This window comes from Pseudomonas sp. 4CAES_32.4 (assembly GCF_058136335.1).
The window spans coordinates 3369994-3396108 of record NZ_CM176882.1 but is presented as its reverse complement, the minus strand read 5'-3'; the positions used below and the strand labels follow the sequence as shown (position 1 = coordinate 3396108).

Sequence of the window (26115 nt, the reverse complement as noted above, 5' to 3'; positions counted from 1 at the left end):
AAGGTAAATCTTAGAAATTTAAGACGCGGGATATACTGGTATTACCCAGTGTCAGGCGGCAAAATGCATATCTGTACCCTTGAATCAGTACGCCAGCGAGAAAACAGCCCATGAGCGATCTGGATCGCTATCTGCAAGCCGCCACCCGTGACAACACCCGCCGTAGCTATCGCGCGGCCATTGAACATTTCGAAGTGAAGTGGGGCGGGTTCTTGCCGGCCACGGCTGACAGCGTCGCGCGGTATCTGGTGGCTCACGCCGGCGAGCTGTCGATCAATACGTTGAAGCTGCGCCTGTCGGCTCTGGCGCAGTGGCACAACAGTCAGGGCTTTGCCGATCCAACCAAGTCGCCGGTGGTGCGCAAAGTGTTCAAAGGGATCCGCGCATTGCACCCGGCGCAGGAGAAACAAGCTGAGCCGTTGCAGTTGCAGGATCTGCAGCGCGTCATCGATTGGCTGGGGCAAGAAGCGCAAGCCGCGCGAGAGCAGCAGGATCGTCCGTTGATGCTCAAGGCTTTTCGCGACCGAGCACTGATCCTGTTGGGATTCTGGCGCGGCTTCCGCAGCGATGAGCTGTGTCGCTTGCAAATCGAGCACGTGCAGGCGCAGGCCGGCAAAGGCATCACCTTGTATCTGCCGCGCAGTAAGGGCGATCGGGAGAATCTCGGGCAGACCTATCAAGCTCCGGCATTACTCAAGCTTTGCCCGGTGCAGGCCTATATCGACTGGATCACCGAAGCGGCACTGGTACGTGGTCCGGTTTTCCGCAGCATCGACCGCTGGGGCAATCTGAATGAAGACGGTTTGCACGCCAACAGCATCATCCCGTTATTGCGTCAGGCCTTGCAGCGCGCCGGGATTGCCGCCGAAAACTACACCAGCCACTCCCTGCGTCGCGGCTTTGCCACGTGGGCGCATCAAAGTGGCTGGGATCTGAAATCGCTGATGAGCTACGTCGGCTGGAAGGACATGAAGTCCGCCATGCGCTATGTTGAAGCCAGCCCATTCCAGGGGATGGCTCGGATTATGGATAACCCGGCTTCGTCGTAGAGATCGTTTTCTTCTATTAATACAGTCGACTAATAGCGAAAACAAATCAGGAGTATGAGGTTTGCCAATGAGCCATCCGTCAAGTGAGTGGGTAGGATTCACCCATCGAATTCACAACCCCTGACGGAGAGTCATCAATGCCTATCATCAACAGCCAAGTAAAACCGTTCAAAGCTACCGCGTTCAAAAACGGCGACTTCGTTCAAGTCTCGGACGCTGACCTGAAAGGCAAGTGGTCGGTCGTGTTCTTCTACCCAGCCGACTTCACCTTCGTTTGCCCAACCGAGCTGGAAGACCTGGCTGACAACTACGCTGCCTTCCAGAAATTGGGCGTAGAGATCTACAGCGTTTCCACCGACACCCACTTTGCCCACGCTGCCTGGCACAACACTTCGCCAGCCATCGGCAAAATCGAATACACCATGATCGGCGACCCGACCCACGCCATCTCCCGCAACTTCGACGTGCTGATCGAAGAAGTTGGCCTGGCTGACCGTGGCACCTTCGTGATCAACCCTGAAGGCCAGATCAAAATCGTTGAACTGAACGATGGCGGCGTTGGCCGTGACGCTTCCGAGCTGCTGCGCAAAATCAAGGCTGCTCAGTACGTTGCTGCTCACCCAGGCGAAGTTTGCCCAGCCAAGTGGAAAGAAGGCGAGGCCACTCTGGCACCGTCCCTGGACCTGGTCGGCAAGATCTAAGTCTGTGACACGCAACTCAGGGCGGTACGCCGCACCTACTTAAGTACGCTGCACCGCCCAATAAAAATGCCCGGGCGAGATTCGCTCGGGCTTTTTTTCGCCTCAAATAAAGGAAATCGCCCGTATGTTGGACGCCAATCTTAAAGCCCAGTTGAAATCGTACCTGGAACGGGTCACCCAGCCGATCGAGATCGTTGCTTCCCTCGACGACGGTGCGAAATCCCGTGAAATGCTGGAACTGCTGAAAGACGTTGCCAGTCTTTCGAGCCAAATTACCCTGATCGACAGCGGTGACGATGCCCGCAAACCATCGTTCTCGATCAACCGCCCAGGCGCTGACATCAGTCTGCGTTTCGCCGGGATCCCGATGGGCCACGAGTTCACCTCGCTGGTACTGGCCTTGCTGCAAGTCGGCGGTCACCCATCGAAAGCCAGTGTTGAAGTGATCGAGCAGATTCGCTCGCTCAAAGGTGAGTTCAGCTTCGAGACTTACTTTTCGCTGTCCTGCCAGAACTGCCCGGACGTGGTCCAGGCGCTGAACCTGATGGCCGTGCTCAACCCGAACATTCGCCATGTCGCCATCGACGGCGCGTTGTTCCAGGATGAAGTCAACGATCGCAAGATCATGGCGGTGCCGAGTATCTACCTCAACGGTGAAAACTTCGGTCAGGGCCGCATGGGTCTGGAAGAGATTCTCGCCAGACTCGACACCGGCGCCATTGAGCGTCAGGCCGAGAAAATCAGCGCGAAAGAAGCCTTTGACGTATTGGTTGTCGGCGGTGGCCCCGCCGGTGCTTCGGCGGCGATCTATGCCGCCCGTAAAGGCATCCGCACCGGTGTTGCCGCTGAACGTTTCGGCGGCCAGGTGCTGGACACCATGGCCATCGAGAACTTCATTTCCGTACAGGAAACCGAAGGGCCGAAACTGGCCACAGCGCTGGAAGAACACGTCAAACAGTACGACGTCGATATCATGAACCTGCAGCGCGCCGACAAGCTGATTCCTGGCAAAAACGGCGAGCTGCACGAAGTCCACTTCGCCAGCGGTGCAACCCTCAAAGCCAAGAGCGTGATCCTGGCGACCGGTGCGCGCTGGCGTGAAATGAACGTGCCGGGCGAGCAGGAATATCGCAACAAAGGCGTGGCGTACTGCCCGCACTGCGATGGCCCGCTGTTCAAAGGCAAGCGCGTGGCGGTGATCGGCGGCGGTAACTCCGGCGTTGAAGCGGCTATCGACCTGGCCGGTATTGTGTCCCACGTCACGCTGCTGGAGTTCGACGTACAACTGCGCGCCGACGCTGTATTGCAGCGCAAATTGCACAGCTTGCCGAACGTCACCGTGATCACCAGTGCGCAAACCACTGAAGTCACCGGTAACGGCGAGAAGGTCAACGGCCTGCGCTACAAGGATCGCAACACTGATGAGCTGCGCACTGTCGAGCTGGAAGGGATCTTTGTGCAGATTGGTTTGTTGCCGAACACTGACTGGCTGAAGGGCACCATCGAGCTGTCGCCACGTGGCGAGATCATTGTCGATAACCGTGGTGAAACGTCGATTCCGGGCATCTTCGCTGCCGGTGACGTGACCACTGTGCCGTACAAGCAGATCGTGATTGCGGTGGGCGAGGGCGCTAAAGCTTCTCTGAGCGCGTTTGATCACTTGATTCGCACGTCCGCTCCGGCTTAAACGTCTTGGCAGAAATGAAAAAACCCGTGAGCAATCACGGGTTTTTTATGCCTGACACAAAAGATCGCAGCCTGCGGCAGCTCCTACAGAGATTGTGTAGGAGCTGGCGAAGCCTGCGATCTTTTTACAGCGGCGCTGGCTGGATGATCTCGACCCAGTAACCGTCCGGATCCTTGATGAACGCCAGACTTTTCATGCGGCCATCGGTCAGGCGCTTCTGAAAGTCGCAGCCCAGCTCTTCAAAACGCGCGCATGCGGCAACGATGTCCGGCACCGAGATGCAGATGTGGCCAAAACCACGCGGATCGGTGTTGCCGTTGTGGTAGGCAAAGTCAGCATCGTTTTCGGTGCCGTGGTTGTGCGTCAACTCCAGGATGCCTGGGATCGACTTCATCCACTCGGTCCGCGCAGCCGCATCCGCCGGGATCTGGGATTTGTCGACCAGGGCGAGGAAGTACAGGCTGAACTCGGCTTCCGCGAAGTCGCGCTTTTCAACCAGAGAAAAACCCAGCACGCGGGTGTAGAAATCCAAAGACTTGGTGATGTCTTTTACACGCAGCATGGTGTGGTTGAAGACGAAGTTGCGGGTTGCGCTGTCTGGCGTGGCAGTGACGCCGGGGAAAGTGTTCAGTTCTTGCAGGCTCATGGGCCCTCCAATAGCTATGGGCGAGTGAATGGGCGCAATGATACGCATGCCTGCCGGCATCGCCAAATGAAAGGGCAGGCTTGCCCTGTGCGCGAGCGGGGCTCAGACTTTGTCGTTCAATCTTCGAGTGCGCCCGGTCATGATCCGACTGTTTAAATCCCTGTTTGTTTTTTTTGGCTTGTCTCTGATCGTAGCCCCGGTGGTTGCGGGTGAGCCGAGCATCACCTGGCCGGCAGGCTGGGAGGTCGAGGCGCTCCCGGACGCGTCACCGCAGGTGTCCCGTCAACGGGCGGTCAAGAATGATGCCGATGGCAATCAGGTGATGGTCATGGAGTTGACCATGACTCAGGTCGAGGCAGGGCATCAGGTCAACTTGCAAGGCGTGCTGCTGGAAATGCGTAAATCGATCCAGAAGGATTTCTTCCAGGGCGGCTACCAAAGTGTCTGCAACAAAGTCCACCCGGCGACGCTCGGCTCTTTGCCTGCGCTGGAATCGACTTGCACGATCACCGAAAACGGTCGGCACGTGTTATCACAAACGCTGGTCGCGGCGGTCGAAGCGGATAAGGCTTATGTTCTTTCGTACGCCGGTCAGGCGGAGATTTATAAGGCGAGCGCAGACGAAATAGTCGAGGTGAGAAACAGCCTGAAACTTTAATTCGTCGGATCTAAACGCGGTCGAGATTAGATACTCGAAGGGATTAAGCACAAAGTTTAACATTGGGCTTCTGCTGCAACATTGGGCAGCAAAATGTTTAGCTATCTGCTTCAAGGACGTTACACGGTTGTCGCAACTTGTTCGATGAAATTCATTTCATTTGTTAGATATTGTCAACAAAAAAGCCCTGCGAGTGCAGGGCTTTTTTGTGGCCGTTAAAAAGTTAACCGCGCAACCAGGAATCAACAGTGCCAGCACCGTATTGTTCCTTCCAGGCTTTCAGCCCGCGGTGGTTGCCGCCTTTGGTTTCAATCAGTTCGCCGGTGTGAGGGTTCTGGTAAACCTTGACCACGCGAGCGCGACGGGTCTTTGGAGCCGCAGACACTTGCAGGGCCGACTTGGCCGGGTTCGGATCGAGAATGGCAACGATGTCTTTCAGGCCTTTGCCATAGGTTTTCATCAGCCCCTGGAGCTTTTCTTCGAATTCGATTTCTTTCTTGAGCCCGGCATCGTTCTTCAGCGATTCCAGCTGCTTGAGCTGTTCCTGAAGGGCCTTTTCAGCTGCACGAAATTCAGCGAGTCTGGACAATATCTTTACTCCAATAGTGTGTTTGGCTGATACCAACCGCAAACAAAGCTATAAGCCAAGAGCCTTGAAGCGACTCGGTGATAAATGGCTCACCTGCCAGTTTTGCTCAGGTTGAAAAAATTGTAGTAGTTAATGCGCCAAGAGTAAATCCTGATGTTGTCTTCATGTAACAACAGTGGTCTTTTGAATCAATTTGGTGCGATTCGTCGGCATGGCCGGCATAAACCTGATTAGTTAATCATGACTTAATGCGCGGAGAAATTCGGCAGCCGGCATGGGCTTGCCGAACAGATAGCCTTGCAGGAAGTTAACATGATGAGCGGTCAGGTAATCGGCCTGTTCCTGTGTTTCGACACCTTCGGCAACAATACCCAGATCGAGCTTCGCCGAGAGTTCGATGATCGTGTCCAGAATATGTCGCGACAGGGCGTCGATGCCGATCATGGAGACGAAACTCTGGTCGATCTTGAGAAAGTCGACGTTGAATTTGCGCAAGTACGCCAGGCTCGAGTGACCGGTACCGAAGTCGTCGATCGCGATCCTCACGCCCAGGGCATGCAACTGTTCGAACAGCTGACGGGTAATATCGGTGGGCTCGATCAGTTCCCGTTCGGTCAGTTCCAGGACGAGGCTGATGCTCTCGGGGGTGAAGGCCGCGAGAAATTCGCGGCAGTCTTTGACCAGTTCCAGATCCCTGCAATGGCTCGCCGTAATATTGATGCTGATACGAAACGGCTGCACCAACAACGCTGATTGTGGGCCCAAGAGGGCGGCCGTCTGCTGCATCAGTGCGCGAGTCATTGGCACGATCAGCCCCGAATGTTCGGCAAACGGAATAAACAGATCCGGGCGTACCAATCCTTCCTTGGGATGGTTCCAGCGCATCAATACTTCGGCGCCCGACCATTTCTTGCTGTCGCCATGCACCACCGGCTGGAAATAGGGAATGAATTCTCCAGCGTCGAGCGCACGCAGCATTTCATGGCTGGGCGAGGTCGAGCGTTTCTGCAGGACATGGCCGATGGCGCCCGAGACCGCGCCAAAAAATATCAGCAGACTGAACAACGGTGGGTACTCGTCAGCCATGTAGCGCCAGGTTTCCCCTTGAGGGAAACCGGCTGAAACGCTGAATGCATGATCAGGGGAAACCAGCGTGGTTTGCGCGACGGGCAGCGGCGGCAGGGCGCCTTGGTGAACTTTACCGTCGGCCGATAGCCAGTTGTCGCCCACTTGCAGTAGCAGCAGGGTCTCTCGGCCGATCAAGCGCAAAATGTTACTCAAGTGGTAGCCATCTAGCGTGGTCAGCGCGCCGCCGCGACCGTCACTGAGGCGATACACCAGCAGCGCGGTATTGGGCGTCACCGGGTTGCCGTTCATAAGCCACAACTTGCCTTCGTGATAATCCCCCTCGTTGACGGCTTCTTTGAAGTCGCCGAACAGCGAGCTGCAATAGAGGTTGTTGTCCCACACCAGATTGGTCGAGCGCACGAAGGGCCGGCGCGTCACTTGTTCGCGCAGTGCCAGTTTGACCTCTTCGCAGGTTGTACCGGCCAGCGGCAACAATTCCCGCGCCGCTTGCGCAGTGTTGTCGAGCATTAATTCGAACTGGCGCAAGGCCTCATCGGCAGTGTGCCGTGCGCTCTGCTCAAGGGTGCGTTCGGCTTGCATGTAAAGGATCACGCTGCCCAGCAATACTGGCAGCAGACCACTCAACAGGGTGACGGCGATGCGGGTGCTGCGCTTGCGGCGGGGTCTGACGGTCAACGGCATGGGCGCATCCTGTCGCGATGGGGTGAGGCTTTTGAACGCAGGCCGGGCAGCGGCGTGCCGTTGAAATAGGTTTGTGTCAGAGCGAGGATAGTTGGCAGATGCCGCTTGCGCCGCTCACGGCCGCTGGATTCGCGTGGCCAGTTCGATAAAGGCGCGTGTCGCCGGGGAGGCCTGGCGCTGATCAAGAACGGCGAGCCCGACCTGACGCTGCACGGCGGGCGATAGCGGCTTTTTGATGTATTGCGGATTCGCCTCATCGGGCAATGAGCCTTCAGCCACAATCGTGATCGCCTCGCCACGCGCCACCGTGGCGAGGGTGCTGAGCAGTTGCGAGCAGCGGAAACGGATGTTCGGTTGCAGGCGCGCAGCGATGAACAACCGCGACACCAATTCCGATGAACCGGCCTCGGTCAGCACAAACGGATCGCTGCACAGATCCCTCAGGGTTACCGCCGGACTCGCCGCCAAGTGATGGCCGAGGGGGAGCAGGGCGACCATTTGGTCTTCACTCAAGGCAAACGTGTCGAAACGCTCCTCGGGCAACACCACGAAACCGACGTCAATGCGTCGCTCTTCCAGCCATTGCAAGACTTGCCGGTCCGGGCCTTCATCGATGTGCACTTCGATGCCCGGATGCGCCCGGCGAAAGGGCTCAAGAATCGCCGGCAACAACTTGATCGATGACGTCGGACCGAACGAGCCGATGCGCAACGTGCCGCTTTTCATTCCGCGAGCATCGGTCGCTTCCTGACGCAAGGTGTTGGCGAGGCCGAGCATCGCCCGCGCCCGCAGGAGCAACTGTTCACCAATGTCGCTGAGTTCGACTTGCGACTGGTGCCGGCGCAGCAGCTCAACGCCGAGTTCTTGTTCGAGAGACTTCATCGCGTGAGAGACGGCGGATTGGGAGATGCCCAGACGGTGGGCCGCGAGGGTGAAACCGCGTAGCTCGGCTACCCGCGAGAAAATTTCCAATTGGGTCAGGGTCATGAGTGTTTGCTCATTTTACGATGAGGTTGAATGAAGTGAATGATACGTCATCCTCAAGCCTCTTCGTCGGGAGCATCATGCGGCAATTCGAGCAATCCTCTACAACCACCTCGGGCCTGACGGTTTACCTGACGCTGGCAGCTGTCACCATGATCTGGGGCGGGACGTTTGTCGCCGGGCGCTACCTGGCCGGTGGCTTGAGTCCACTGTTCGCCGCCAGCCTGCGCTTTCTGCTGGCCAGCGCTGCATTGCTTGGCTTTCTATGTGTGGCGCGGATTCCATTGGCGCGACCGACGCCACGGCAATGGCTGCAACTGACGCTTCTGGGGTTTTTCGGAATTTTCTTTTACAACCTGTGCTTCTTTTATGGGTTGAATTACATCAACGCGTCGCGAGCCTCGTTGATTGTCGCGTTGAATCCGGCAGTCATCGGGTTGGCGTCATGGATGCTGTTCAAGGAGCGTTTGAGCCGGTTGAAAGTGATGGGTATCGCGATCTGCATCGCTGGAGCCGGTCTGGTGATTGTCAGTCGCAATCCACAATTGCTCGCCACGACAGCGGATGCCTGGATCGGTGATCTGTTGATTTTCGGTTGTGTGCTGGGCTGGGGTGTTTATTCATTGTTTTCCCGCAGCCTCAACCAGACACTGGGTCCGCTGCAAACCGTGACCTATTCGATTCTGCTCGGCACCTTGATGCTCTGCGCGCTGGCACTCGTGCGGGGTGAGTTGAACTGGCCGGCACTGCTGAAACTTGACGCTCGGCAATGGCTGAGCCTGACCTACCTCGGGGTCCTTGGCTCGGCCTTGGCCTACATCGGCTACTACGACGGTATCCGCAAGATCGGTGCGACGCGTTCCGGGGTGTTTATCGCGCTCAACCCGCTGACCGCCGTGATTCTCGGTGCGTTGCTGCTCGGCGAGCAGCTAACCCCGGCCATGTGCCTGGGCGGTGCGCTGATCCTTGCGGGCATTTACCTGTGCAACAAACCCCTTGCACCGGTCAGAAAAAAGCGGATTTTATAGAGAGGGCAGACAAGCCTATTTACGCTGTGTAGAATCGGTTTACGCATACAATAATAATCGTCTTCTGGCAGCAGAAGCCTCGCCCGCAAAAGCCTTGGGTCGACAATGAAGATATTCGGGTTTCAACTGATCTACGGTGACTTCCTTGCCCGCAGTGTGCGCGGCATCTCCTGCGCGCCACCCACCGACCTCACATGACTGACAAATAACCCAGGTTAATTGATAAGAAATGATGAGGCGTCACCATGACAGATTTATACGAAAACCCAATGGGCCTGATGGGCTTTGAATTCATCGAGCTCGCCTCGCCAGTGCCGGGCACCCTGGAGCCGATCTTCGAGATCATGGGCTTCACCAAAGTCGCCACCCACCGTTCCAAGAACGTGCACCTGTACCGTCAGGGCGCGATCAATCTGATCCTCAACAACGAACCCAACAGCGTCGCTTCGTACTTCGCGGCCGAACACGGCCCGTCGGTTTGCGGCATGGCGTTCCGCGTCAAGGATTCGCAAAAAGCCTACAACCGCGCACTGGAACTTGGCGCTCAGCCGATCCACATCGAAACCGGTCCGATGGAACTGAACCTGCCAGCGATCAAAGGTATTGGCGGCGCGCCGCTGTACCTGATCGACCGTTTCGGTGAAGGCAGCTCGATCTATGACATCGACTTCGTGTTTCTCGAAGGCGTTGATCGCAACCCGGTCGGTGCGGGCCTGAAGATCATCGACCACCTGACGCACAACGTCTATCGCGGTCGCATGGCCTACTGGGCGAACTTCTACGAGAAGCTGTTCAACTTCCGTGAAATCCGCTACTTCGACATCAAGGGCGAATACACCGGCCTGACCTCGAAAGCGATGACCGCGCCGGACGGCATGATCCGCATCCCGCTCAACGAAGAGTCGTCAAAGGGTGCCGGGCAGATCGAAGAGTTCCTGATGCAGTTCAACGGTGAAGGCATCCAGCACGTAGCGTTCCTCACCGACGACCTGATCAAGACCTGGGATCAGTTGAAGAAGATCGGCATGCGCTTCATGACCGCGCCGCCGGATACCTATTACGAAATGCTCGAAGGGCGCCTGCCGAACCATGGCGAGCCGGTCGATCAACTGCAATCGCGCGGCATTCTGCTCGATGGCGCGTCGGAGCAGGGTGACAAGCGTCTGCTGCTGCAGATCTTCTCGGAAACCCTGATGGGCCCGGTGTTCTTCGAGTTCATCCAGCGCAAGGGTGACGATGGTTTCGGCGAGGGCAACTTCAAGGCCTTGTTCGAATCGATCGAGCGTGACCAGGTACGTCGTGGCGTGCTTGCCACTGAGTAACCAGTAAAAAGCCCGGCCCGTTCAAGCCGGTCGGGCTTCATTCAAGATCAAAAGATCGCAGCCTTCGGCAGCTCCTACATGTGGAATGCATTTTCCCTGTAGGAGCTGCCGAAGGCTGCGATCTTTTGCTTTTAAGGGCGACGCTGTCGCATCAGATGTTTAAAACCTTCGAAGATCAGCACCACCACCGCCATCCAGATCGGAATATACGTCAGCCATTCGCCAGACTTGATGCTCTCGCCGAGCAGCAGCGCCACGCCCAGCAGTAACACCGGTTCAACGTAACTCAACAAACCAAACAGGCTGAACGGCAGTAAACGGCTGGCAATGATATACACCACCAGCGCCGAGGCACTGATCAAACCCAGTAACGGGATCAGCCACATCAACCCCGGGTATTGATCGAACACGCCAAAACCTTGCTCACCCCCACGCACGAACCAATACGCCACCGGCAGCATCAGCGTCATATCAACCCAAAGCCCGCCGAGGTGATCGGTCTTCAGGTATTTGCGCAGGACGAAGTACAGCGGATAGCCAACCACGACCACCAGTGTCGCCCAGGAAAATCCGCCAACCTGATACAGCTCATTCAACACACCCAACGTAGCGAAGAACACTGCGATTTTTTGCAGGTACGACAGGCTTTCGCCGTAGGCGATCCGTCCGGTCAGCACCATGGCCAGCGGCAGCAGGAAGTAGCCGAGCGACACATCGAGGCTATATCCATTGAGCGGTGCCCACATGAACAGCCACAGCTGCACACCGAGCAGGGCGGAAGAAACGACCAGGCCGGCGATCAATTTCGGCTTCGCGGCCATCAGCTGAACCAGCTCCAGCACTCGTCGCCACTCGCCAGAGACCAACATGAACACGGTCATGCACGGCACCGTCAACAGCATGCGCCAGCCGAAAATTTCCACGCCGCTCAGTGGGGTGAGCAGCGAGGTGTAGTAATACATGACGGCAAACAGCACCGAGGCCGAAACCGATAAAGCGATACCTTTAGACAAACTGTCCTCGCGGGTGGGTGATCAAACGGGGCGCGAAGGATACGTGGTTTTTGTGCTGAATATTGGCCGGATGCTCAATATTTACAACATCCCGTCCTCACGAATGAAGGCGCTGCCGTGGATCGAGATTCCGGTAGCGCCCGAAGGAGTGTAGTCAGTGAGGTTTGATCAGTGGGTTGCCAAAGCGCTGAATGTACATCTCGCCGAACCGGTACGACGCGTGATCGGTGATATGGCCAATGTCGCGGTAAACCGGCAATCCATCGACGGTGGTCATGCAGGATTGGCCCTCGCATTGCACGCTCTTCGGATCGACTATGATCAGGCTTGGGTATTCAGCCTGCAGTTCACTGAAGAGCTTTTCCAGTTCCGGGTCTTGTGTGCCAGACAATGGCGCCAAGGCGCAGCCACGACTTTGCTCTGCGCTGCCGAACAGCCCGCGCAATTTGATCTGTTTCAACAGGCATTCATTAATGCCCGGTGGCATGGGCAGGGTGCTTTTCAGAAGAACGGGCGTTGCGCCGTTGGTCACGATGGTGTCCAACGCTTGGCGAATCGCCACGGCCATGCGTTGGCGCGACAGTTCGATGCTGCGCGGGTCATCCAGTCCGGTGACGATCGCATCGGACATATAACCCTCCCAGAAGTGTCCGATAATCACGTACTGGAAGGCGTTATTCCTGATGATCTCGTAGTAGCGCTGAGCGGCATCGTGGCACTTTTTATACAGCGCGTTTTTATATTTATACCAGTTGTATAAATAGAGGTCGGGCAGCGCCAGGCATGCCGGGTACGCCTGCGCGAGCACTGAAAGGTCGGCATCCTTCGCCAGCGTGTCGACGAACCCCCAGTACTGATTCGAATAGGAGTCCCCCATCAGAAACACCTGTGGCGCGGCTTTTACGGCGCCGAACAGGCAGTCTGGATCGGCGCCGTCGCTGACGCCCAGGCACTTTTCTCTGGCGGTTGGAACCGACGCGTTCAAGCGGTCGAACAGTTGACGGGTCTCAGAGCCGAAGCGGCCCGGCCAGCCCTCGTGTTTCTGGCCAGCCGCGTGCAGGATCGACAGGGCGATTGCGGGCACGATCATCAGCACTACCAGGGTTTTGGCAAAGCTGGCCCGGGTTTTTCGGAATCTGTTTTCGATCAGGACAAAGGACAGGTAACCGATTACGAAGCTGGCGACGAAGTAGAAGATCGTCACGGGCGGGGTCAACGCGATGCCCAAGTCGTTCATCACCGCGAGGATCGGCCAGTGCCACAAGTAAATGGAATACGAGAGCGTGCCTATAAACACCAGAGGTTTGAACGCCAGCACTTTCGCCGTGACGCTGACATCGCCGATCCCGCGAAACAGCAGGGCCGCGGTCGCAAGGCACACCGCAAAAGCGTGATAGCTCGGAAAGCCTGAGAGGATGTCGTTGCGGGTCGCGCAGTAGGCGATCGTCGCCAGTGACAGTGCGCCGATCAGCGATGCGCTCAGGCGATTGAGCCGGAATGTCTCGGTGCTGAAGATCACGGCGCAGGAGCCGATCATCAACTCAAAAATACGTGCGGTGAAGAAGTAGTAGTTTTGCTCGGGATGCGCGTACGACAAATATAGCGCCACGGCCATCGCAGCCAAGGTCAGAGCGAGGACGGTCGCCTTGAAGATTTTTTTCGCGACATAGCGGTGGAGCAGCCAGAGCCCCAGAGGCAAGAGCAGATACCACTGCCACTCGATGGCCAGCGACCAGGTGTGCAGCAGCGGCAAGTTGGCCGCATCCGGCGTGGCGTAACCTGTTGTCGCTTTGGCGAAGTATTGATTGGAGATGAGCAGCGAGGTGTACTTTTCGCTTTTGAGAAAATCGATGTAGTCACTTGGCAAGTACAGCAGCGTGGTCATCGCCAGGGTGACGATGAGCAAGGCAATGACCGCCGGTTGCAAGCGCCAGATCCGCCGAGTGTAAAAGCCGGAGAAACTGAACGTACCGTTATCCAGCGACTTGAGGATGATCGAGGTGGTCAGGTATCCGGAGATGACGAAAAAGATGTCGACCCCGATGAAGCCGGCCGGGAACAGCGACAGTCCGCCGTGAAAAACCAACACCAGCAGCACCGCGATGGCACGAAGGCCGTCGATATCGGCGCGGTATTCAAGTGAGGGTTTGCCGATACCGGACGTTGCAGTCGTCCCTGGCACCGCCTGTATGCCCGGGCTGTTTTTAGTGCTGAACAGTTTAAACAGCAACGCGCGCAGTGGTTTTCGCGCAGATTCGATGGGGCGGTTGAACATTGATGTATCCCGGGCCGTGTCAGTGCGATCAATCAGATTCCATTTGATCGCGATCAATTCCATGAAAAACAGCCGATTGTATCGGCTGTTGATACAGAGGGAAAATCTTAAACCTGACGCGGCGTGCGACCTGACACAAAGTGACTGACATCGTTGAACCCCGGCGTCGACGAGTGCCCCGGCGTGACCAGCGAGTCGATGAATGCCTCATCCTCCACCGTGATCTTCACCGTTTGCGCCTTGGTGTACGCATCCCACTGTTCTTCTGTGCGCGGCCCGACAATCGCCGACGTCACCGCGCTGTTGTTCAACACCCAGGCAATCGCAAATTCAACCATGCCCACGCCGCGTTGTTCGGTGTACTGATGAATCTGCTGGGCAATGCGCAATGACTCCACGCGCCATTCGGTTTCCAGGATGCGTTTGTCCTGACGGCCGGCGCGGCTGTTGGCGTCCGGTGTGACGTCCGGCGCGTACTTGCCGCTGAGTACGCCGCGCGCCAGTGGGCTGTAAGGCACCACGCCGAGGCCGTAGGTCTGCGCCGCCGTAATCTGCTCGGCTTCCGCCTGACGGTTGACGATGTTGTACAGCGGCTGGCTGATCACCGGTCGATCAACGCCAAGTTGATCGGCGATACGAATCACCTCGGCAATCCGCCAGCCGCGATAGTTCGACAGGCCCCAATAGCGAATCTTGCCTTGGCGAATCAGATCGCCAATCGCCGACACCGTCACTTCCAGCGGCGTGTTGTGGTCTTCGCGGTGCAGGTAATAAATGTCGAGGTAGTCGGTGCCGAGCCGAGTGAGGCTGGCTTCCAGACCATTGAAAATATGCTTGCGGCTCAAGCCGCTGCGGTTCGGTACGCCGTCCACCGGGCCGAAACCGACCTTGGTGGCCAGCACCCACTCATGTCGATGGCGGGCAATCGCTTCGCCGACGATCTCTTCGGAGCGTCCCTGGGTGTAGACATCGGCGGTGTCGATGAAATTGATGCCCTGATCCCAGGCCTTGTCGATGATGCGCAACGAATCCTCAGCGCTGGTCTGCTCGCCAAACATCATCGTGCCGAGGGTGAGGGTGGACACCTGCAAACCCGAATGCCCCAGTGTGCGATAGCTCATGCCGAAATCCTTTTGTCGGTGGAAAACCTCAACAAATAACAGATGCGTAACAGGGCGCAAAGTGAATTGTTGCGGCATTTAAACGCAAAAAGATCGCAGCCTGCGGCAGCTCCTACAAGGAACATATTCCAAGATAGGAGCTGCCAAAGGCTGCGATCTTTTGATCCTGCTCTTGTTATTAAGCCCGCAACGTCCGCGTCATCCGCAGCGCCAGCAGACTACCAGCGACAATCACACCCGCTAGCAGATACAGCGCCGCATCGGTCGAACCGGTGCTGTCCTTGACCCAACCGACCAGGTACGGGCTGAGGAAACCGGCCATCTGCCCCATCGAGTTGATCAACGCCAGACCACCGGCTGCAGCGCCGGCACTCAACATGGCGGTCGGAACCGGCCAGAACATCGGCAGGCCGGTCAGCGCGCCCATGGTCGCAATGGTCAGACCGAGAATCGCGATCGCCGGATTGGCCGCGAAATTCACCGCGATGACCAGGCCGATCGCGCCCATCAGCATCGGCACCACCAAGTGCCAGCGGCGTTCTTTGCGCAGATCCGCCGAGCGACCGACGACCAGCATGAACACCGCCGCCAGCAGATACGGAATCGCACTGAGCCAGCCGATCACCAGGTTATCGCTGAAGCCAAGGTTCTTGATGATCGACGGCAGCCAGAAGTTGATCGCGTACACGCCACTCTGGATGCAGAAGTAGATCAGGCCGAACGCCCAGATTGCCGGGTTCTTGAACACGGCAATCAACGAATCGGACGTGGTTTTCGGCTTGTTCGCCAGGTCTTCGGCCTGATCCGCTTCAAGCACCGCGCGCTCGTGGGGCGTCAGCCATTTGGCATTGGCGAAGCTGTCGCTCAGCAGGAAGTAGGCGAGGGCGCCGAGGATGACGGTCGGAATACCCTGCAGCAGGAACATCCACTGCCAACCCGCCAAACCACCTTGCCCTGCGGCGAAGTGGTTGAGGATCCAGCCGGAAAACGGGCTGCCCAGCAGGCCCGAAACCGGGATTGCCGACATGAACAACGCCATGATCCGGCCACGGCGGAAGGTCGGGAACCACTGCGAGAGATACAGCACGACGCCCGGGAAGAACCCGGCTTCGGCCGCACCGGTAAACAGGCGCAGGGTGTAGAACTCGGTTGGGGTGGTGACGAACAACAGGCAGGTCGACAGCGTGCCCCAAGTGATCATCATCAGCGCAATCCAGCGCCGCGGACCGAACTTGGTCAACGCCAGGTTGCTCGGTACGCCACACAGCACGTAACCGATGAAGAAGATGCCGGCACCGAGGCCGTATACGGTTTCGCTGAATTTCAACGCGTCGAGCATCTGCAGTTTGGCGAATCCAACGTTGACCCGGTCGAGGTAGTTGAACAAGTAGCAGATGAAGATGAAGGGAATTAAACGCAGGGTGACGCGTTTATAAACGGCATTTTTATCGTCGTCGATGGTCTGGGTAGCTGCGGCGCTGTGCGACATAGCGGCTCTCTCTTTATTATGATTTTTTGCGATGCAAAGGGTAACGTTGATCGCCCTGAGAGTCTCGGCCAACCTTGGCAGGATTGTCTTTGTGCCTGAGCACAGGGTTTGCCGCCAGACCCTGTGCGCGTGAACAACTGCCAGCGCCAGAAAATAAGGATTGCCGCCGTTATGTTTGAACTCGATCACGACCTCGCCCAGGACATCGTCGACCGGGCCATGGCCATTTTGCCCTACAACGTCAACGTCATGGACAGCCAGGGTCTGATCCTCGGCAGCGGCGAACCGGAGCGCATCAACACCCGTCACGAAGGTGCGCAACTGGTGCTGGCCAACGGTCGCGTGGTGGAAATCGATGCGCAGACCGCCGTGCATTTGAAAGGCGTGCAACCGGGGATCAACCTGCCGCTGCTGCTCGATCAACGCCTGATCGGTGTACTCGGCATCACCGGCGAGCCGGAACAGCTGCGCACTTACGCTGAACTGGTGCGCATGACCGCCGAAATGCTCGTCGGCCAACGCAATCAGCAGGCCGAGCAGCAATGGCGCCGCCAGCGCTGCGACGATCTGCTGGCATTGCTGTTGAGCGAGGCCGGAGATTCGCCACGACTGATTGATGAAGCGCAGCAACTAGGGCTCAAGCCGCAACTGACGCGGGTGCCGTACCTGTTCGAGCTGGGCCTGGAGCATGGACCGGGACAAACCGTCGACGCACTGAGTGCCTGGCTGACCTCGCGCTATCCAGACAGTTGGTGCGTGAGTTCGGCCAAGTCGTCACTGCTGTGGTGTCGGCCGGCGAGTCACAACGTCGAGCATGATCGGCTGCTGGAAAAACTCGACGGTCTGGGCTGGAACATTTTGCGCATTGCCGTGGGTGGCCAGGCGGATGGCTTGGCGGGATTGCGTCGCTGTTATCGGCGGGTCGGCGATTTGCTCGCGTATGGCCGCGAAGTCTTGCCGCATTCACGCTTGCTGACGCTCAACCGCTATCGCTTGCCGGTAATGCTGTGGCGCCATCGCAATGATGATGCGCTGGATGAATTGCTCAAGCCGCTGCGCAAGGTGATCGCCAAGGACGGCAACGGTCAGTTGCTGGCGACGTTGCGCAGTTGGTGCGAACACGACGGGCAGAGTCAGGCGTGTGCGGACGCGTTGGGCATCCATCGCAACAGTCTGCGCTATCGGATGGAGCGGATTGCCGAGCTGAGCGGGGTTGATCCGTTGCGGCTGGATGGGATGTTGGCGCTGTATCTGGGGGTGCAGTTGCTGCCGCAGACTGAGCCATCAGCCTGAGGTGTTCTTGAGAGCGCCATCGCTGGCAAGCCAGCTCCCACAGGGGTTTATGCTAAACACAGAACTTGTGAACACCTCAGAAACTGTGGGAGCTGGCTTGCCAGCGATGGCGGCATCACTGCCGCCACCCATTCCTCTGTCTTTTGTGAAAATGAACAATAAACGCCCACGCCGCTTGTGCAGCGGACCGGCGTCAATGCGCAAGCCGACTGGCAGCATGAGGAGCATTGGAACTGGAGAACTCGCATGAAGATCGTCATCGCCCCCGATTCGTTCAAGGACAGCCTGAGTGCCCAAGGCGTTGCCGAGGCCATTGCTTTGGGTCTGGCGCAAGTCTGGCCGCAAGCCACGCTGGTCAAATGCCCAATGGCTGACGGCGGTGAAGGCACGGTCGAGTCGATTCTCGCCGCCTGCGAAGGTGAACTGCGCCGCACCCGCGTGCGCGGCCCGCTTGGCGCGCCGGTAGACGCCGCGTGGGGCTGGTTGCCGCACAACCACACTGCGATCATCGAAATGGCTGAAGCCAGCGGCTTGCAATTGGTGCCAACGGGGCAGCGCGATGCCTGTATCACCAGCACGTTTGGCACCGGCGAACTGATTCGTGCGGCGCTGGATGCCGGCGCGCAACGGGTGATTCTGGCGATTGGCGGCAGTGCGACCAACGATGGCGGCGCCGGCGCGATGCAGGCCCTTGGTGTGAAATTGCTCGATGCGCAAAATCAGACGCTGGTACCGGGCGGTTTGGCGTTGGCGCAACTGGCGCGGCTGGATGTCAGCGAACTGGATCCGCGTCTGGCGCAGGTGCGTTTCGATATCGCCGCCGATGTGAACAATCCGTTGTGCGGCCCCCACGGCGCCTCAGCAATTTTCGGCCCGCAAAAAGGCGCCTCGCCGGCGCAGGTGCAGCAACTCGATCAGGCGCTGGGGCACTTTGCCGACCTGTGCGCCGAGGCGCTGGACAAAGATGTGCGCGATGAGCCGGGCTGCGGTGCAGCGGGTGGTTTGGGGTTTGCCGCCAAGGCATTTCTCGGCGCGCAATTCAAGGCTGGGGTAGAAGTGGTCGCCGAACTGGTCGGCCTTGCTGAAGCCGTTAAAGGCGCGGATCTGGTGATCACCGGCGAGGGCCGCTTCGATGCCCAGACCTTGCGCGGCAAAACCCCGTTCGGTGTGGCGCGCATCGCCAAGCAGCACAACGTGCCAGTGATCGTGATAGCGGGCACCTTGGGCGAGGGTTATCAGGAACTCTACAACCACGGCATCGACGCGGCTTTCGCGGTGACCAGCGGCCCGATGACCCTGGAGCAAGCCTGCGCCGAAGCACCGCGCTTGCTGCGTGAACGCGCCACGGACATCGCCCGGGTTTGGCAACTCGCCAGCAAAAACTGACCCGCCTCTGTAGGAATTGCCGAAGGCTGCGATCTTTTGTTTTTTATAGCAAGATCCAAAGATCGCAGCCTTCGGGCTCCTACATGAAGATTGGAATCATAGTGTTTCATCCTTGTAACACCCTGAAAAATAGTTGCGCTTGACCCGCAATCTTCCTAAAGCCTGGCCGATACAGCTAACAGGCGCGCACACCACACCCCCAAAACAGTGACGCCGGACCGAAGCCCTTAGCGGGCCAGTGATAACGGCATGGACGCTCGTAGTTTTTATCTTCCGAGAGTCCAACTATGTCCTTGCGTAACCTGAATATCGCGCCCCGTGCTTTCCTCGGTTTTGCCTTCATCGCCTTGCTGGTAGTCGTCCTCGGCGTATTCGCCGTCAACCGCATGTCGATCATCCGCCAGGCTTCGATCGACATGGAGTCGACGCAACTGCCCAGCGTCACACATCTCGCTGTGGTGACGGAAAACGTCCTGCGTCTGCGCATCCTGTCGTTCCGCGTGTTGGTCAACCGTGAACCTTCAGGTTTGCAGGAAGCCCAGACCCGCATTGCCGCGCTGGTCGACAAGGTTCGCAGTGCCCAGGCCAGTTACGCCGCACTGCCGGCGGGCGCGGAAGAACGTGCGTTGTATCAGACGTTCGCCAGCACGCTGGACAACTACCTGCAAGCACAGAACCAGATGATGGAGCTGTCACGTCAGGACAAAATCGATGAGCTGCGCAGCCTGATCAACACGCGGATCAAGGATGGCACCGACCAAATGGGCGAGCAGCTCAACAAGCTGATTGCGATCAACGCCGCCGGGGCAAAAGCCGCCTCGATGCAGGCCGGTGAAAAGTACGACAGTGCGATCTTCGGCATCGTCCTCGTCGCCATTATTGCCGCGCTGGCCACCGTGCTGCTGGCCTGGTTGTTGACCCGCAGCATCGTCACGCCATTGAACCGCGCAGTCGCCGCTGCGCGCACCATTGCCGAGGGCAACCTGACCAAGGTCATCGAAATCGATGGTAACGACGAGCCGGCGCGCCTGCTGGAAGCCTTGGCCGCGATGCAGACCAACCTGCGCAAAACCATCGAGCAGATCGCCGGGTCCGCCACGCAACTGGGCGCGGCTGCCGAAGAACTCAGCGCCGTGACCGAAGAAGCGTCCCGTGGCTTGCAGCAGCAGAACAACGAGATCGAGCAAGCCGCCACCGCCGTCAACGAGATGACCGCTGCCGTCGAAGAAGTCGCCCGCAATGCGGTGTCGACCTCCGAAGCGTCGAACCAATCGACCCACGCCGCGCGCGAAGGTCGCGATCAAGTGGTGAAAACCGTCGACGCGATCCAGACCATGACCCATGACGTGCAGAACACCGCGCAAATGATCGAAGGCCTGGCTACACAGGGACGCGACATCGGCAAGGTTCTCGACGTGATCCGCGCCATCGCCGAGCAAACCAATCTGCTCGCACTCAACGCCGCGATTGAAGCCGCGCGCGCCGGTGAAGCCGGTCGTGGTTTCGCCGTGGTGGCAGACGAGGTGCGTGCCTTGGCCCATCGCACCGCGCAATCGACCCAGGAAATCGAAAAAATGGTCGCCGGCATTCAGAACGGCACCGGCGAAGCGGTTTCGTCGATGCAGCAGAGCAACCAGCGCACCCAGTCCACCCTGGAAATGGCCCGTGCGGCTGGCGTTGCGCTGGAGCAAATCACCCAGTCGATCCACCAGATCAACGAGCGCAACCTGGTCATCGCCAGTGCTTCGGAAGAGCAGGCGCAAGTCTCGCGGGAAGTCGACCGCAACCTGGTCAACATCCGCGATCTGGCCACGCAATCGGCCGCCGGGGCCAACCAGACCAGCGCCGCGACCCACGAACTGTCACGACTGGCAGTAGATTTGAATGCGATGGTGGCGCGTTTTGTGATTTGAGATAGGGTGAAGGCTGGAGACCGCGCCATCAGGAGACGTACATGCGCTATTCAGCCTTGACCCAACGAATCGCCGGGGAAGGAGCCGCTGCCTGGCAGATTCACGATCGAGCGCTGGAGCTGCGCGCCGAGGGGGTTGATGTTCTGTTGTTGAGTGTGGGCGATCCGGATTTCGATACGCCGCTGCCGATCATTCACGGTGCCATCGACAGTCTGTTGGCGGGCGACACGCATTACTCCGAAGTCCGTGGTCGCGTGGCGCTGCGCAAATTGATTGCCGAGCGCCATCGGCGCCACAGCGGTCAGGTGGTCGATGCCGACCATGTGATCGTCATGCCCGGCGCGCAATGCGCCGTATATTCGGTCGCGCAGTGCCTGCTCGATCCGGGCGATGAGGTGATCGTCGCCGAGCCGATGTACGTCACCTATGAAGGCGTGTTCGGTGCCTGCGGCGCGACGGTGGTGCCGGTGCCGGTGCGGCCGGAGAACGGTTTTCGCGTCGACCCGGCGGACGTCGCGGCGCGCATCACGCCGAAGACCCGCGCCCTGTTGCTCAACAGTCCGAACAACCCTTCTGGCGCCAGCCTGTCGCTGTTGATCTGGCAGGAACTGGCGGCGCTGTGCGTGCGGCATGATTTGTGGCTGATCAGCGACGAGGTCTACAGCGAACTGCTGTATGAAGGTCAACACGTCAGCCCGGCGAGTTTGCCGGGCATGGCTGAACGCACGGCGACGATCAACAGCCTGTCGAAATCCCACGCCATGACCGGATGGCGCATCGGCTGGATGATCGGGCCGAAATCCTTGGCCGAGCATTTGGTCAATCTGTCCTTGAGCATGCTCTTTGGTTTGCCGGACTTTGTGCAGAAAGCGGCGGAGGTTGCGCTGAAGTCGGACCTGCCAGAAGTGACGCAGATGCGCGAGGAATATCGCCTGCGTCGGGATCTGGTGTGCGAGCGTTTGCAAGGGTGTCCGGGGCTCTACCCGATCCGTCCCGATGGTGGCATGTTCGTGATGGTCGATGTGCGCCAGACCGGGCTCGGCGCCCAGGCATTTGCCGAGCGGCTGCTGGAGGGATATGGGGTTTCAGTGTTGGCGGGAGAGGCGTTCGGGCCGAGTGCGGCGGGGCACATTCGTATAGGTCTGGTGGTGGATCGGGTGAAACTGGCGGATGCCTGTTCGCGGATTGCTCTCTGTGCGGCGCAGCTTTTACAGGCGCGCAGTGCCTGATGTTTGGCGTTGCCTGTACCGGCCTCATCGCTAGCAGGGCTAGCTTGTATGCTGGTACTTGAAGGGAGGAGAAGGGACAAGGCTAGCTTCTGACTGTTGACCCAGTACAGAACCGTGGGAGATTTCGCCCCTCCTCCTTTCACCCAAGCGCCGATAAAGAATGCATCTGGCCCGACCGACGATAGGAACAAGCCTGCGCCCCTGGGTGATCCCTTCAAGTACTCAAAACCATATCTCGGGGGGGTGTTCAATGGCAATGTCGGTTTCTGTTTCCAAGCCAATCGTGGGCGTGGATGTCGCCAAGAAAGAGTTGGTCATCTATCAGGCCGAACTGGATCTGCTCGAGACTATTTCCAATGACAAAGCAGCCATCAAGAAGTGGCTCAAAGCCCTGCCTGCACCGGTTGATCTCGCCATTGAGTCAACCAATATCTATCACTTGGCGTTCGCCGATCTGGCCCATGAAGCCGGGTGCACGATTTACATGGTCGGTGGCTTCGAGCTAAGTCATTACCGCAAAGGGGCGAACGTCCGGGCCAAAACCGATGCGTTGGACGCCAAACTGCTCGCTCGTTATCTAAAAAATGAGTACGAAGAACTTCAGCCATGGATTCCGCCATCGCCGTTATACCGTCGCCTCTTGAGCTTGTTCCGCCGCCGTGCGGCGTTGGTCCAGGCTCGAGTTGGTCTGGTGCAAAGCTGGGCGAATGAACCGTTGCTCAAAAGCGCTTTTGCTAAGCAAGTAGCCTCAATGCAGAGGCTTGAAACGCTGGTGGAAAAGATGATCAAAGACCAGTTGGAAGAGGCCGGTTTGCTCACCCAACTGAAGCGTTGCACAAAAGTTGAAGGTATCGGTTTCTTGACGGGAGCCCGCTTAATCGCGGCGTTTCAGCGGGGTGACTTCAGAAACGCAGATGCGTTCATCGCCTTTCTGGGGATGGATTTGCGGGTATCGCAGTCTGGGCAAAAGGATGGTCGCCGAAGCCTGACCAAACGCGGAGATCCGGAAGCTCGGCGACTGCTGCATAACGCAGCAATGTCGGCCTGTCGTACGTCAGCTTGGAAAGGCTTCTACGAAGAGCAGAGAGCCCGTGGATTCAGTACGACGCAGGCTTTGGTGATACTGGCTCGAAAGCTTGCTCGGGTGGTCTTCGCGCTGCTGAAGGCGCAAAGCGAATATCAACCGAAGGCCGGTTGAGGGCTTCCCCTCAACCATAGAATCTCCCACAGGGGTTTCCGGGTGGACACAAATCTTATGTTCACCTCAAATCAATGTGGGAGCTAGCCCTGCTAGCGATGGGGCCAGAACAGGCGCTGAAGATCTCAGCCCTGCTATCCAACAGTAATTTGAGGCGGACTTCAGATAGGTGTCCACCCCAAAAAAACTGTGGGAGCTAGCCCTGCTAGCGATGGGGCCAGAACAGGCACTGAAGATCTCAGTCCTGCTAGTCAACAGTGATTTGAGGTGGGCATAAGATTTGTGTCCACCCGCAAACCACTGTGGGAGCTAGCCCTGCTAGCGATGGGGCCAGAACAGGCGCTGAAGATCTCAGCCTTGCTAGCCAACAGCGATTTGAGGTGGGCATAAGATTTGTGTCCACCCGCAAACCACTGTGGGAGCTAGCCCTGCTAGCGATTGGGCCAGAACAGGCACTGAAGATCTCAGCCCTGCCAAGCCGATGGATTCACCACATTCGCCGGCTTCTCTCCCTTTAACGCAGCCAACAAGTTTTCCACCGCACAGCGCGCCATTGCTTCGCGCGTCTCATGCGTCGCGGAGCCCATGTGCGGCGTCGCCACGACGTTGTTCAACTGCAACAACGGCGAATCATGACTCAACGGCTCACGCTCAAACACATCCAGCCCGGCCGCACGAATCCGTTGATGACGCAGCGCATCAATCATCGCCGCCTCATCGACAACCTTGCCTCGCGAGATATTGATAAAGATGCTCTCCGCCCGCATCAGCGCAAATTGCTCAGCGCCAATCAAACTTTCAGTCTGCGCGGTCAGCGGCAAGGTCAGGCAAATGAAATCGGCCTGCTGAAGCAGATCCTCAAGGCTGCGATATTGCGCATCGAACCGCGCCTCGACCGCCGGTTTGCGCGACTGACTGTGATAGAGCACCGGCATGCCAAAACCGAAATGGCCACGCTGCGCCAACGCCTCGCCGATGCGCCCCATGCCGATGATCCCCAGCGTCTTGCCATGCACATCGGTGCCGAAATGCGCCGGGCCGATGTTGCGGCTCCATTGACCGCTACGCACCATGTTCGCCAATTCGACCACACGCCGGGCGGCGGCGAGGATCAGGGCGAAACCGGTGTCAGCGGTGGTTTCGGTGAGCACATCCGGCGTGTTGGTCAGGAGTATATTGCGCCGGGTCACGTAATCGATGTCGTAGTTGTCGACGCCGACCGAGACGCTGGCAATGGCTTCAAGCTGCGGCGCCAGATCGAGCAGCGCGGCATCCAGTTTCAGGCTGGCACCGAGCAACCCGTGGGCGCGGGGCAGGGCATCACGCAGTTGCATCAGGCCGTCGGCGTCGAGGCTTTCGATCAGCGTGACCTCATACTGTTCCTGTAGGCGCGCCATCAGCGCTGGCGACAGTTTCTTGTACAACACGACGTGTTTTTTCATGGCAAAAGTCTCTTCAGGAATGCGCCGGCACGGCACGCGTAGCGACGGCTTTGGCGACGACGCGATCACTGGCGCCGGGCTTGAGGAAAATGGTAAGCACCACCGACAGCAGCAACGCGCCGCTCATCAACAGGTACGAAGCACCAGGCGAACCGGTGGAACTGTTCAGGTAGCCGACCAGATACGAGCCGCCAAACGAACCGAGCGCGCCCATGCTGTTGATCAGCGCCATCGCGCCGCCGGCCACGTTGGCCGGCAGAATCTCCGGAACAATCGCGAAAAACGGCCCGTAAGGTGCGTACATGCAGGCGCCGGCAATCACCAACAGCGTGTACGACCACCAGAAATGTTCAGCGCCCAGCGCGTACGAACCATAGAAGGCAATCGAGGCGATCAGCAGCGGCGGCCAGACAAAGCGTTTGCGCTTCTGCAGCTTGTCCGAGCCCCACGACACTGCGAGCATGCCGATCACCGCCGCCAGATACGGCAGCGCCGACAGCCAACCAGCCTCGATCATGTCCATTTGTGCGCCGGCCTTGAGGATCGACGGCAGCCACAGCACGAAGCCGTAAACACCAATGCTCCAGCAGAAAAACTGCAGTGCGAGAATGATCACCTTCGGTGACCGGAACGCTTCGGCGTAGTTCTTCACCGCTTTGATGCCGACCTGTTCGGCGGCGAGGGCGCTTTCCAGATCCTGCTTTTCCTGCTCATTGAGCCACTTGGCCTGAGCCGGACGGTCATCGGCCAGACGCCACCAGATAAACGCCCACAGCACCGCCGGCAGGCCTTCGATGATGAACATCCAGCGCCAGCTGAAATGCTGCACCAGATACCCCGAGACCACCGACATCCACAGCATGGTCACCGGGTTGCCGAGGATCAGAAAGGTGTTGGCGCGCGAGCGTTCGGCACGGGTGAACCAATGGCAGAGATAGACCAGCATTGCCGGCATGACCGCCGCTTCGACGACGCCGAGCATGAAGCGAATGACGATCAGCCAGTAAGCGTTGGAGACCACACCGGTCAACGTGGCGAGCCCGCCCCAGAGAATCAGGCTGACGAAAATCAGTTTTTTCACGCTGTGTTTTTGCGCGTAAATCGCCCCCGGCACCTGGAAGAAAAAGTAACCGAGAAAGAACAATGCGCCGAGCAGCGAAGACAGGCCCGGGGTGATCATCAGGTCGGCGGCCATGCCCGAGGCGGCGGCGAAGCCGTAGTTGGCACGATCGAGATACGCCAGGCTGTAAGTGATGAACACAATCGGCATGATGTACCACCAGCGGCGGGTGGCGAGGGTTGCGGTTTTCATGGGTGTTGCT

21 protein-coding genes are annotated in these 26115 nt (G+C 58.3%); 11 read left to right on the top strand and 10 right to left on the bottom strand.

Going from position 1 to position 26115, the window contains the following annotated elements; translation table 11 throughout:
• The first annotated feature begins 110 nt into the window (after positions 1 to 110).
• The 3 genes from AC3Y64_RS15075 to ahpF all read left to right on the top strand — a co-directional run bounded on the left by AC3Y64_RS15075 (position 111) and on the right by ahpF (position 3437).
• Entirely contained in the window at positions 111 to 1049 is a 939-nt protein-coding gene (locus tag AC3Y64_RS15075; protein ID WP_489984284.1) for a site-specific integrase, read from the top strand.
• Between the two features lie 137 nt (positions 1050 to 1186).
• Positions 1187 to 1750, top strand: coding sequence for an alkyl hydroperoxide reductase subunit C (gene ahpC / locus AC3Y64_RS15070; RefSeq protein WP_007912224.1), 564 nt, complete (start codon positions 1187 to 1189; stop codon positions 1748 to 1750).
• Between the two features lie 124 nt (positions 1751 to 1874).
• On the top strand, positions 1875 to 3437 hold the full coding sequence (ahpF, locus tag AC3Y64_RS15065) for an alkyl hydroperoxide reductase subunit F (protein WP_489984283.1): 1563 nt from the start codon (positions 1875 to 1877) through the stop codon (positions 3435 to 3437).
• A gap of 124 nt (positions 3438 to 3561) precedes the next feature.
• Here ahpF and gloA read toward each other — a convergent pair whose 3' ends face one another.
• A complete protein-coding gene (gene gloA / locus AC3Y64_RS15060) occupies positions 3562 to 4083 on the bottom strand; it encodes a lactoylglutathione lyase (RefSeq protein ID WP_158958696.1) in 522 nt (173 codons plus the stop codon).
• Positions 4084 to 4222: 139 nt separating this feature from the next.
• Here gloA and AC3Y64_RS15055 point away from each other — a divergent pair, with 139 nt between their 5' ends.
• Positions 4223 to 4741 carry a DUF4946 domain-containing protein gene (locus AC3Y64_RS15055; protein WP_489987972.1) on the top strand — a complete coding sequence of 173 codons (519 nt, stop codon included), beginning with the start codon at positions 4223 to 4225 and terminating at the stop codon, positions 4739 to 4741.
• A 223-nt stretch (positions 4742 to 4964) separates the two neighbouring features.
• Here the strand turns inward: AC3Y64_RS15055 and AC3Y64_RS15050 are convergent, their stop codons facing one another.
• The 3 genes from AC3Y64_RS15050 to AC3Y64_RS15040 all read right to left on the bottom strand — a co-directional run bounded on the left by AC3Y64_RS15050 (position 4965) and on the right by AC3Y64_RS15040 (position 8087).
• Positions 4965 to 5330 carry a histone-like nucleoid-structuring protein, MvaT/MvaU family gene (locus tag AC3Y64_RS15050; protein ID WP_489984282.1) on the bottom strand — a complete coding sequence of 122 codons (366 nt, stop codon included), beginning with the start codon at positions 5328 to 5330 and terminating at the stop codon, positions 4965 to 4967.
• 234 nt (positions 5331 to 5564) lie between these two features.
• Complete coding sequence (locus tag AC3Y64_RS15045; protein ID WP_489984281.1) at positions 5565 to 7100, bottom strand: EAL domain-containing protein; 1536 nt, start codon at positions 7098 to 7100, stop codon at positions 5565 to 5567.
• Between the two features lie 114 nt (positions 7101 to 7214).
• Entirely contained in the window at positions 7215 to 8087 is an 873-nt protein-coding gene (locus AC3Y64_RS15040; protein ID WP_489984280.1) for a LysR family transcriptional regulator, read from the bottom strand.
• A 77-nt stretch (positions 8088 to 8164) separates the two neighbouring features.
• Between AC3Y64_RS15040 and AC3Y64_RS15035 the strand changes: the two genes are divergently transcribed.
• Both AC3Y64_RS15035 and hppD read left to right on the top strand, forming a co-directional pair.
• Positions 8165 to 9112, top strand: a complete 948-nt coding sequence (locus AC3Y64_RS15035) for a DMT family transporter (protein ID WP_489984279.1) — start codon at positions 8165 to 8167, stop codon at positions 9110 to 9112.
• Between the two features lie 245 nt (positions 9113 to 9357).
• A complete protein-coding gene (hppD, locus tag AC3Y64_RS15030; RefSeq protein ID WP_489984278.1) occupies positions 9358 to 10434 on the top strand; it encodes a 4-hydroxyphenylpyruvate dioxygenase in 1077 nt (358 codons plus the stop codon).
• 131 nt (positions 10435 to 10565) lie between these two features.
• Here hppD and rarD read toward each other — a convergent pair whose 3' ends face one another.
• The 4 genes from rarD to AC3Y64_RS15010 form a co-directional block, all read right to left on the bottom strand.
• The gene (gene rarD / locus AC3Y64_RS15025) at positions 10566 to 11447 is read right to left on the bottom strand and encodes an EamA family transporter RarD (protein ID WP_489984277.1); all 882 of its coding nucleotides are present in this window, start codon (positions 11445 to 11447) and stop codon (positions 10566 to 10568) included.
• A 154-nt stretch (positions 11448 to 11601) separates the two neighbouring features.
• Positions 11602 to 13722 carry an acyltransferase family protein gene (locus tag AC3Y64_RS15020; protein WP_489984276.1) on the bottom strand — a complete coding sequence of 707 codons (2121 nt, stop codon included), beginning with the start codon at positions 13720 to 13722 and terminating at the stop codon, positions 11602 to 11604.
• A gap of 107 nt (positions 13723 to 13829) precedes the next feature.
• Positions 13830 to 14843 (bottom strand): aldo/keto reductase, encoded by a 1014-nt coding sequence (locus AC3Y64_RS15015; protein ID WP_489984275.1) that lies wholly within the window; start codon positions 14841 to 14843, stop codon positions 13830 to 13832.
• Positions 14844 to 15021: 178 nt separating this feature from the next.
• Positions 15022 to 16332, bottom strand: coding sequence for an MFS transporter (locus tag AC3Y64_RS15010; protein ID WP_158955018.1), 1311 nt, complete (start codon positions 16330 to 16332; stop codon positions 15022 to 15024).
• A gap of 171 nt (positions 16333 to 16503) precedes the next feature.
• Between AC3Y64_RS15010 and AC3Y64_RS15005 the strand changes: the two genes are divergently transcribed.
• From AC3Y64_RS15005 to AC3Y64_RS14985, 5 genes are all read left to right on the top strand, one after another.
• Positions 16504 to 17625: a sugar diacid recognition domain-containing protein gene (locus tag AC3Y64_RS15005; protein WP_489984274.1), complete on the top strand. Its 1122-nt coding sequence runs from the start codon at positions 16504 to 16506 to the stop codon at positions 17623 to 17625.
• A 246-nt stretch (positions 17626 to 17871) separates the two neighbouring features.
• Positions 17872 to 19011, top strand: coding sequence for a glycerate kinase (locus AC3Y64_RS15000; RefSeq protein WP_489984273.1), 1140 nt, complete (start codon positions 17872 to 17874; stop codon positions 19009 to 19011).
• Between the two features lie 287 nt (positions 19012 to 19298).
• Positions 19299 to 20924, top strand: a complete 1626-nt coding sequence (locus tag AC3Y64_RS14995; protein WP_489984272.1) for a methyl-accepting chemotaxis protein — start codon at positions 19299 to 19301, stop codon at positions 20922 to 20924.
• 41 nt (positions 20925 to 20965) lie between these two features.
• The gene (locus AC3Y64_RS14990; protein WP_489984271.1) at positions 20966 to 22153 is read left to right on the top strand and encodes a pyridoxal phosphate-dependent aminotransferase; all 1188 of its coding nucleotides are present in this window, start codon (positions 20966 to 20968) and stop codon (positions 22151 to 22153) included.
• Positions 22154 to 22403: 250 nt separating this feature from the next.
• Positions 22404 to 23351: an IS110 family RNA-guided transposase gene (locus AC3Y64_RS14985; RefSeq protein WP_489984270.1), complete on the top strand. Its 948-nt coding sequence runs from the start codon at positions 22404 to 22406 to the stop codon at positions 23349 to 23351.
• A 464-nt stretch (positions 23352 to 23815) separates the two neighbouring features.
• Here the strand turns inward: AC3Y64_RS14985 and AC3Y64_RS14980 are convergent, their stop codons facing one another.
• Together AC3Y64_RS14980 and AC3Y64_RS14975 are read right to left on the bottom strand one after the other, a co-directional pair.
• On the bottom strand, positions 23816 to 24793 hold the full coding sequence (locus AC3Y64_RS14980) for a 2-hydroxyacid dehydrogenase (protein WP_489984269.1): 978 nt from the start codon (positions 24791 to 24793) through the stop codon (positions 23816 to 23818).
• A gap of 13 nt (positions 24794 to 24806) precedes the next feature.
• Positions 24807 to 26105, bottom strand: a complete 1299-nt coding sequence (locus tag AC3Y64_RS14975; protein WP_158955030.1) for an MFS transporter — start codon at positions 26103 to 26105, stop codon at positions 24807 to 24809.
• Between the last annotated feature and the right edge of the window lie 10 nt (positions 26106 to 26115).

Bases quoted from the DNA above. Each gene is read 5' to 3' on its own strand.
- AC3Y64_RS15005 (WP_489984274.1), top strand. From the start codon at position 16,504: ATGTTTGAACTCGATCACGACCTCGCCCAGGACATCGTCGACCGGGCC.
- AC3Y64_RS14975 (WP_158955030.1), bottom strand. From the start codon at position 26,105: ATGAAAACCGCAACCCTCGCCACCCGCCGCTGGTGGTACATCATGCCG.
- hppD (WP_489984278.1), top strand. From the start codon at position 9,358: ATGACAGATTTATACGAAAACCCAATGGGCCTGATGGGCTTTGAATTC.
- AC3Y64_RS15075 (WP_489984284.1), top strand. From the start codon at position 111: ATGAGCGATCTGGATCGCTATCTGCAAGCCGCCACCCGTGACAACACC.
- AC3Y64_RS15015 (WP_489984275.1), bottom strand. From the start codon at position 14,843: ATGAGCTATCGCACACTGGGGCATTCGGGTTTGCAGGTGTCCACCCTC.
- AC3Y64_RS15035 (WP_489984279.1), top strand. From the start codon at position 8,165: ATGCGGCAATTCGAGCAATCCTCTACAACCACCTCGGGCCTGACGGTT.
- AC3Y64_RS15045 (WP_489984281.1), bottom strand. From the start codon at position 7,100: ATGCCGTTGACCGTCAGACCCCGCCGCAAGCGCAGCACCCGCATCGCC.
- AC3Y64_RS14980 (WP_489984269.1), bottom strand. From the start codon at position 24,793: ATGAAAAAACACGTCGTGTTGTACAAGAAACTGTCGCCAGCGCTGATG.
- AC3Y64_RS15000 (WP_489984273.1), top strand. From the start codon at position 17,872: ATGAAGATCGTCATCGCCCCCGATTCGTTCAAGGACAGCCTGAGTGCC.
- AC3Y64_RS14995 (WP_489984272.1), top strand. From the start codon at position 19,299: ATGTCCTTGCGTAACCTGAATATCGCGCCCCGTGCTTTCCTCGGTTTT.
- ahpC (WP_007912224.1), top strand. From the start codon at position 1,187: ATGCCTATCATCAACAGCCAAGTAAAACCGTTCAAAGCTACCGCGTTC.
- AC3Y64_RS14985 (WP_489984270.1), top strand. From the start codon at position 22,404: ATGGCAATGTCGGTTTCTGTTTCCAAGCCAATCGTGGGCGTGGATGTC.
- AC3Y64_RS14990 (WP_489984271.1), top strand. From the start codon at position 20,966: ATGCGCTATTCAGCCTTGACCCAACGAATCGCCGGGGAAGGAGCCGCT.
- ahpF (WP_489984283.1), top strand. From the start codon at position 1,875: ATGTTGGACGCCAATCTTAAAGCCCAGTTGAAATCGTACCTGGAACGG.
- AC3Y64_RS15040 (WP_489984280.1), bottom strand. From the start codon at position 8,087: ATGACCCTGACCCAATTGGAAATTTTCTCGCGGGTAGCCGAGCTACGC.
- gloA (WP_158958696.1), bottom strand. From the start codon at position 4,083: ATGAGCCTGCAAGAACTGAACACTTTCCCCGGCGTCACTGCCACGCCA.
- AC3Y64_RS15055 (WP_489987972.1), top strand. From the start codon at position 4,223: ATGATCCGACTGTTTAAATCCCTGTTTGTTTTTTTTGGCTTGTCTCTG.
- AC3Y64_RS15020 (WP_489984276.1), bottom strand. From the start codon at position 13,722: ATGTTCAACCGCCCCATCGAATCTGCGCGAAAACCACTGCGCGCGTTG.
- AC3Y64_RS15010 (WP_158955018.1), bottom strand. From the start codon at position 16,332: ATGTCGCACAGCGCCGCAGCTACCCAGACCATCGACGACGATAAAAAT.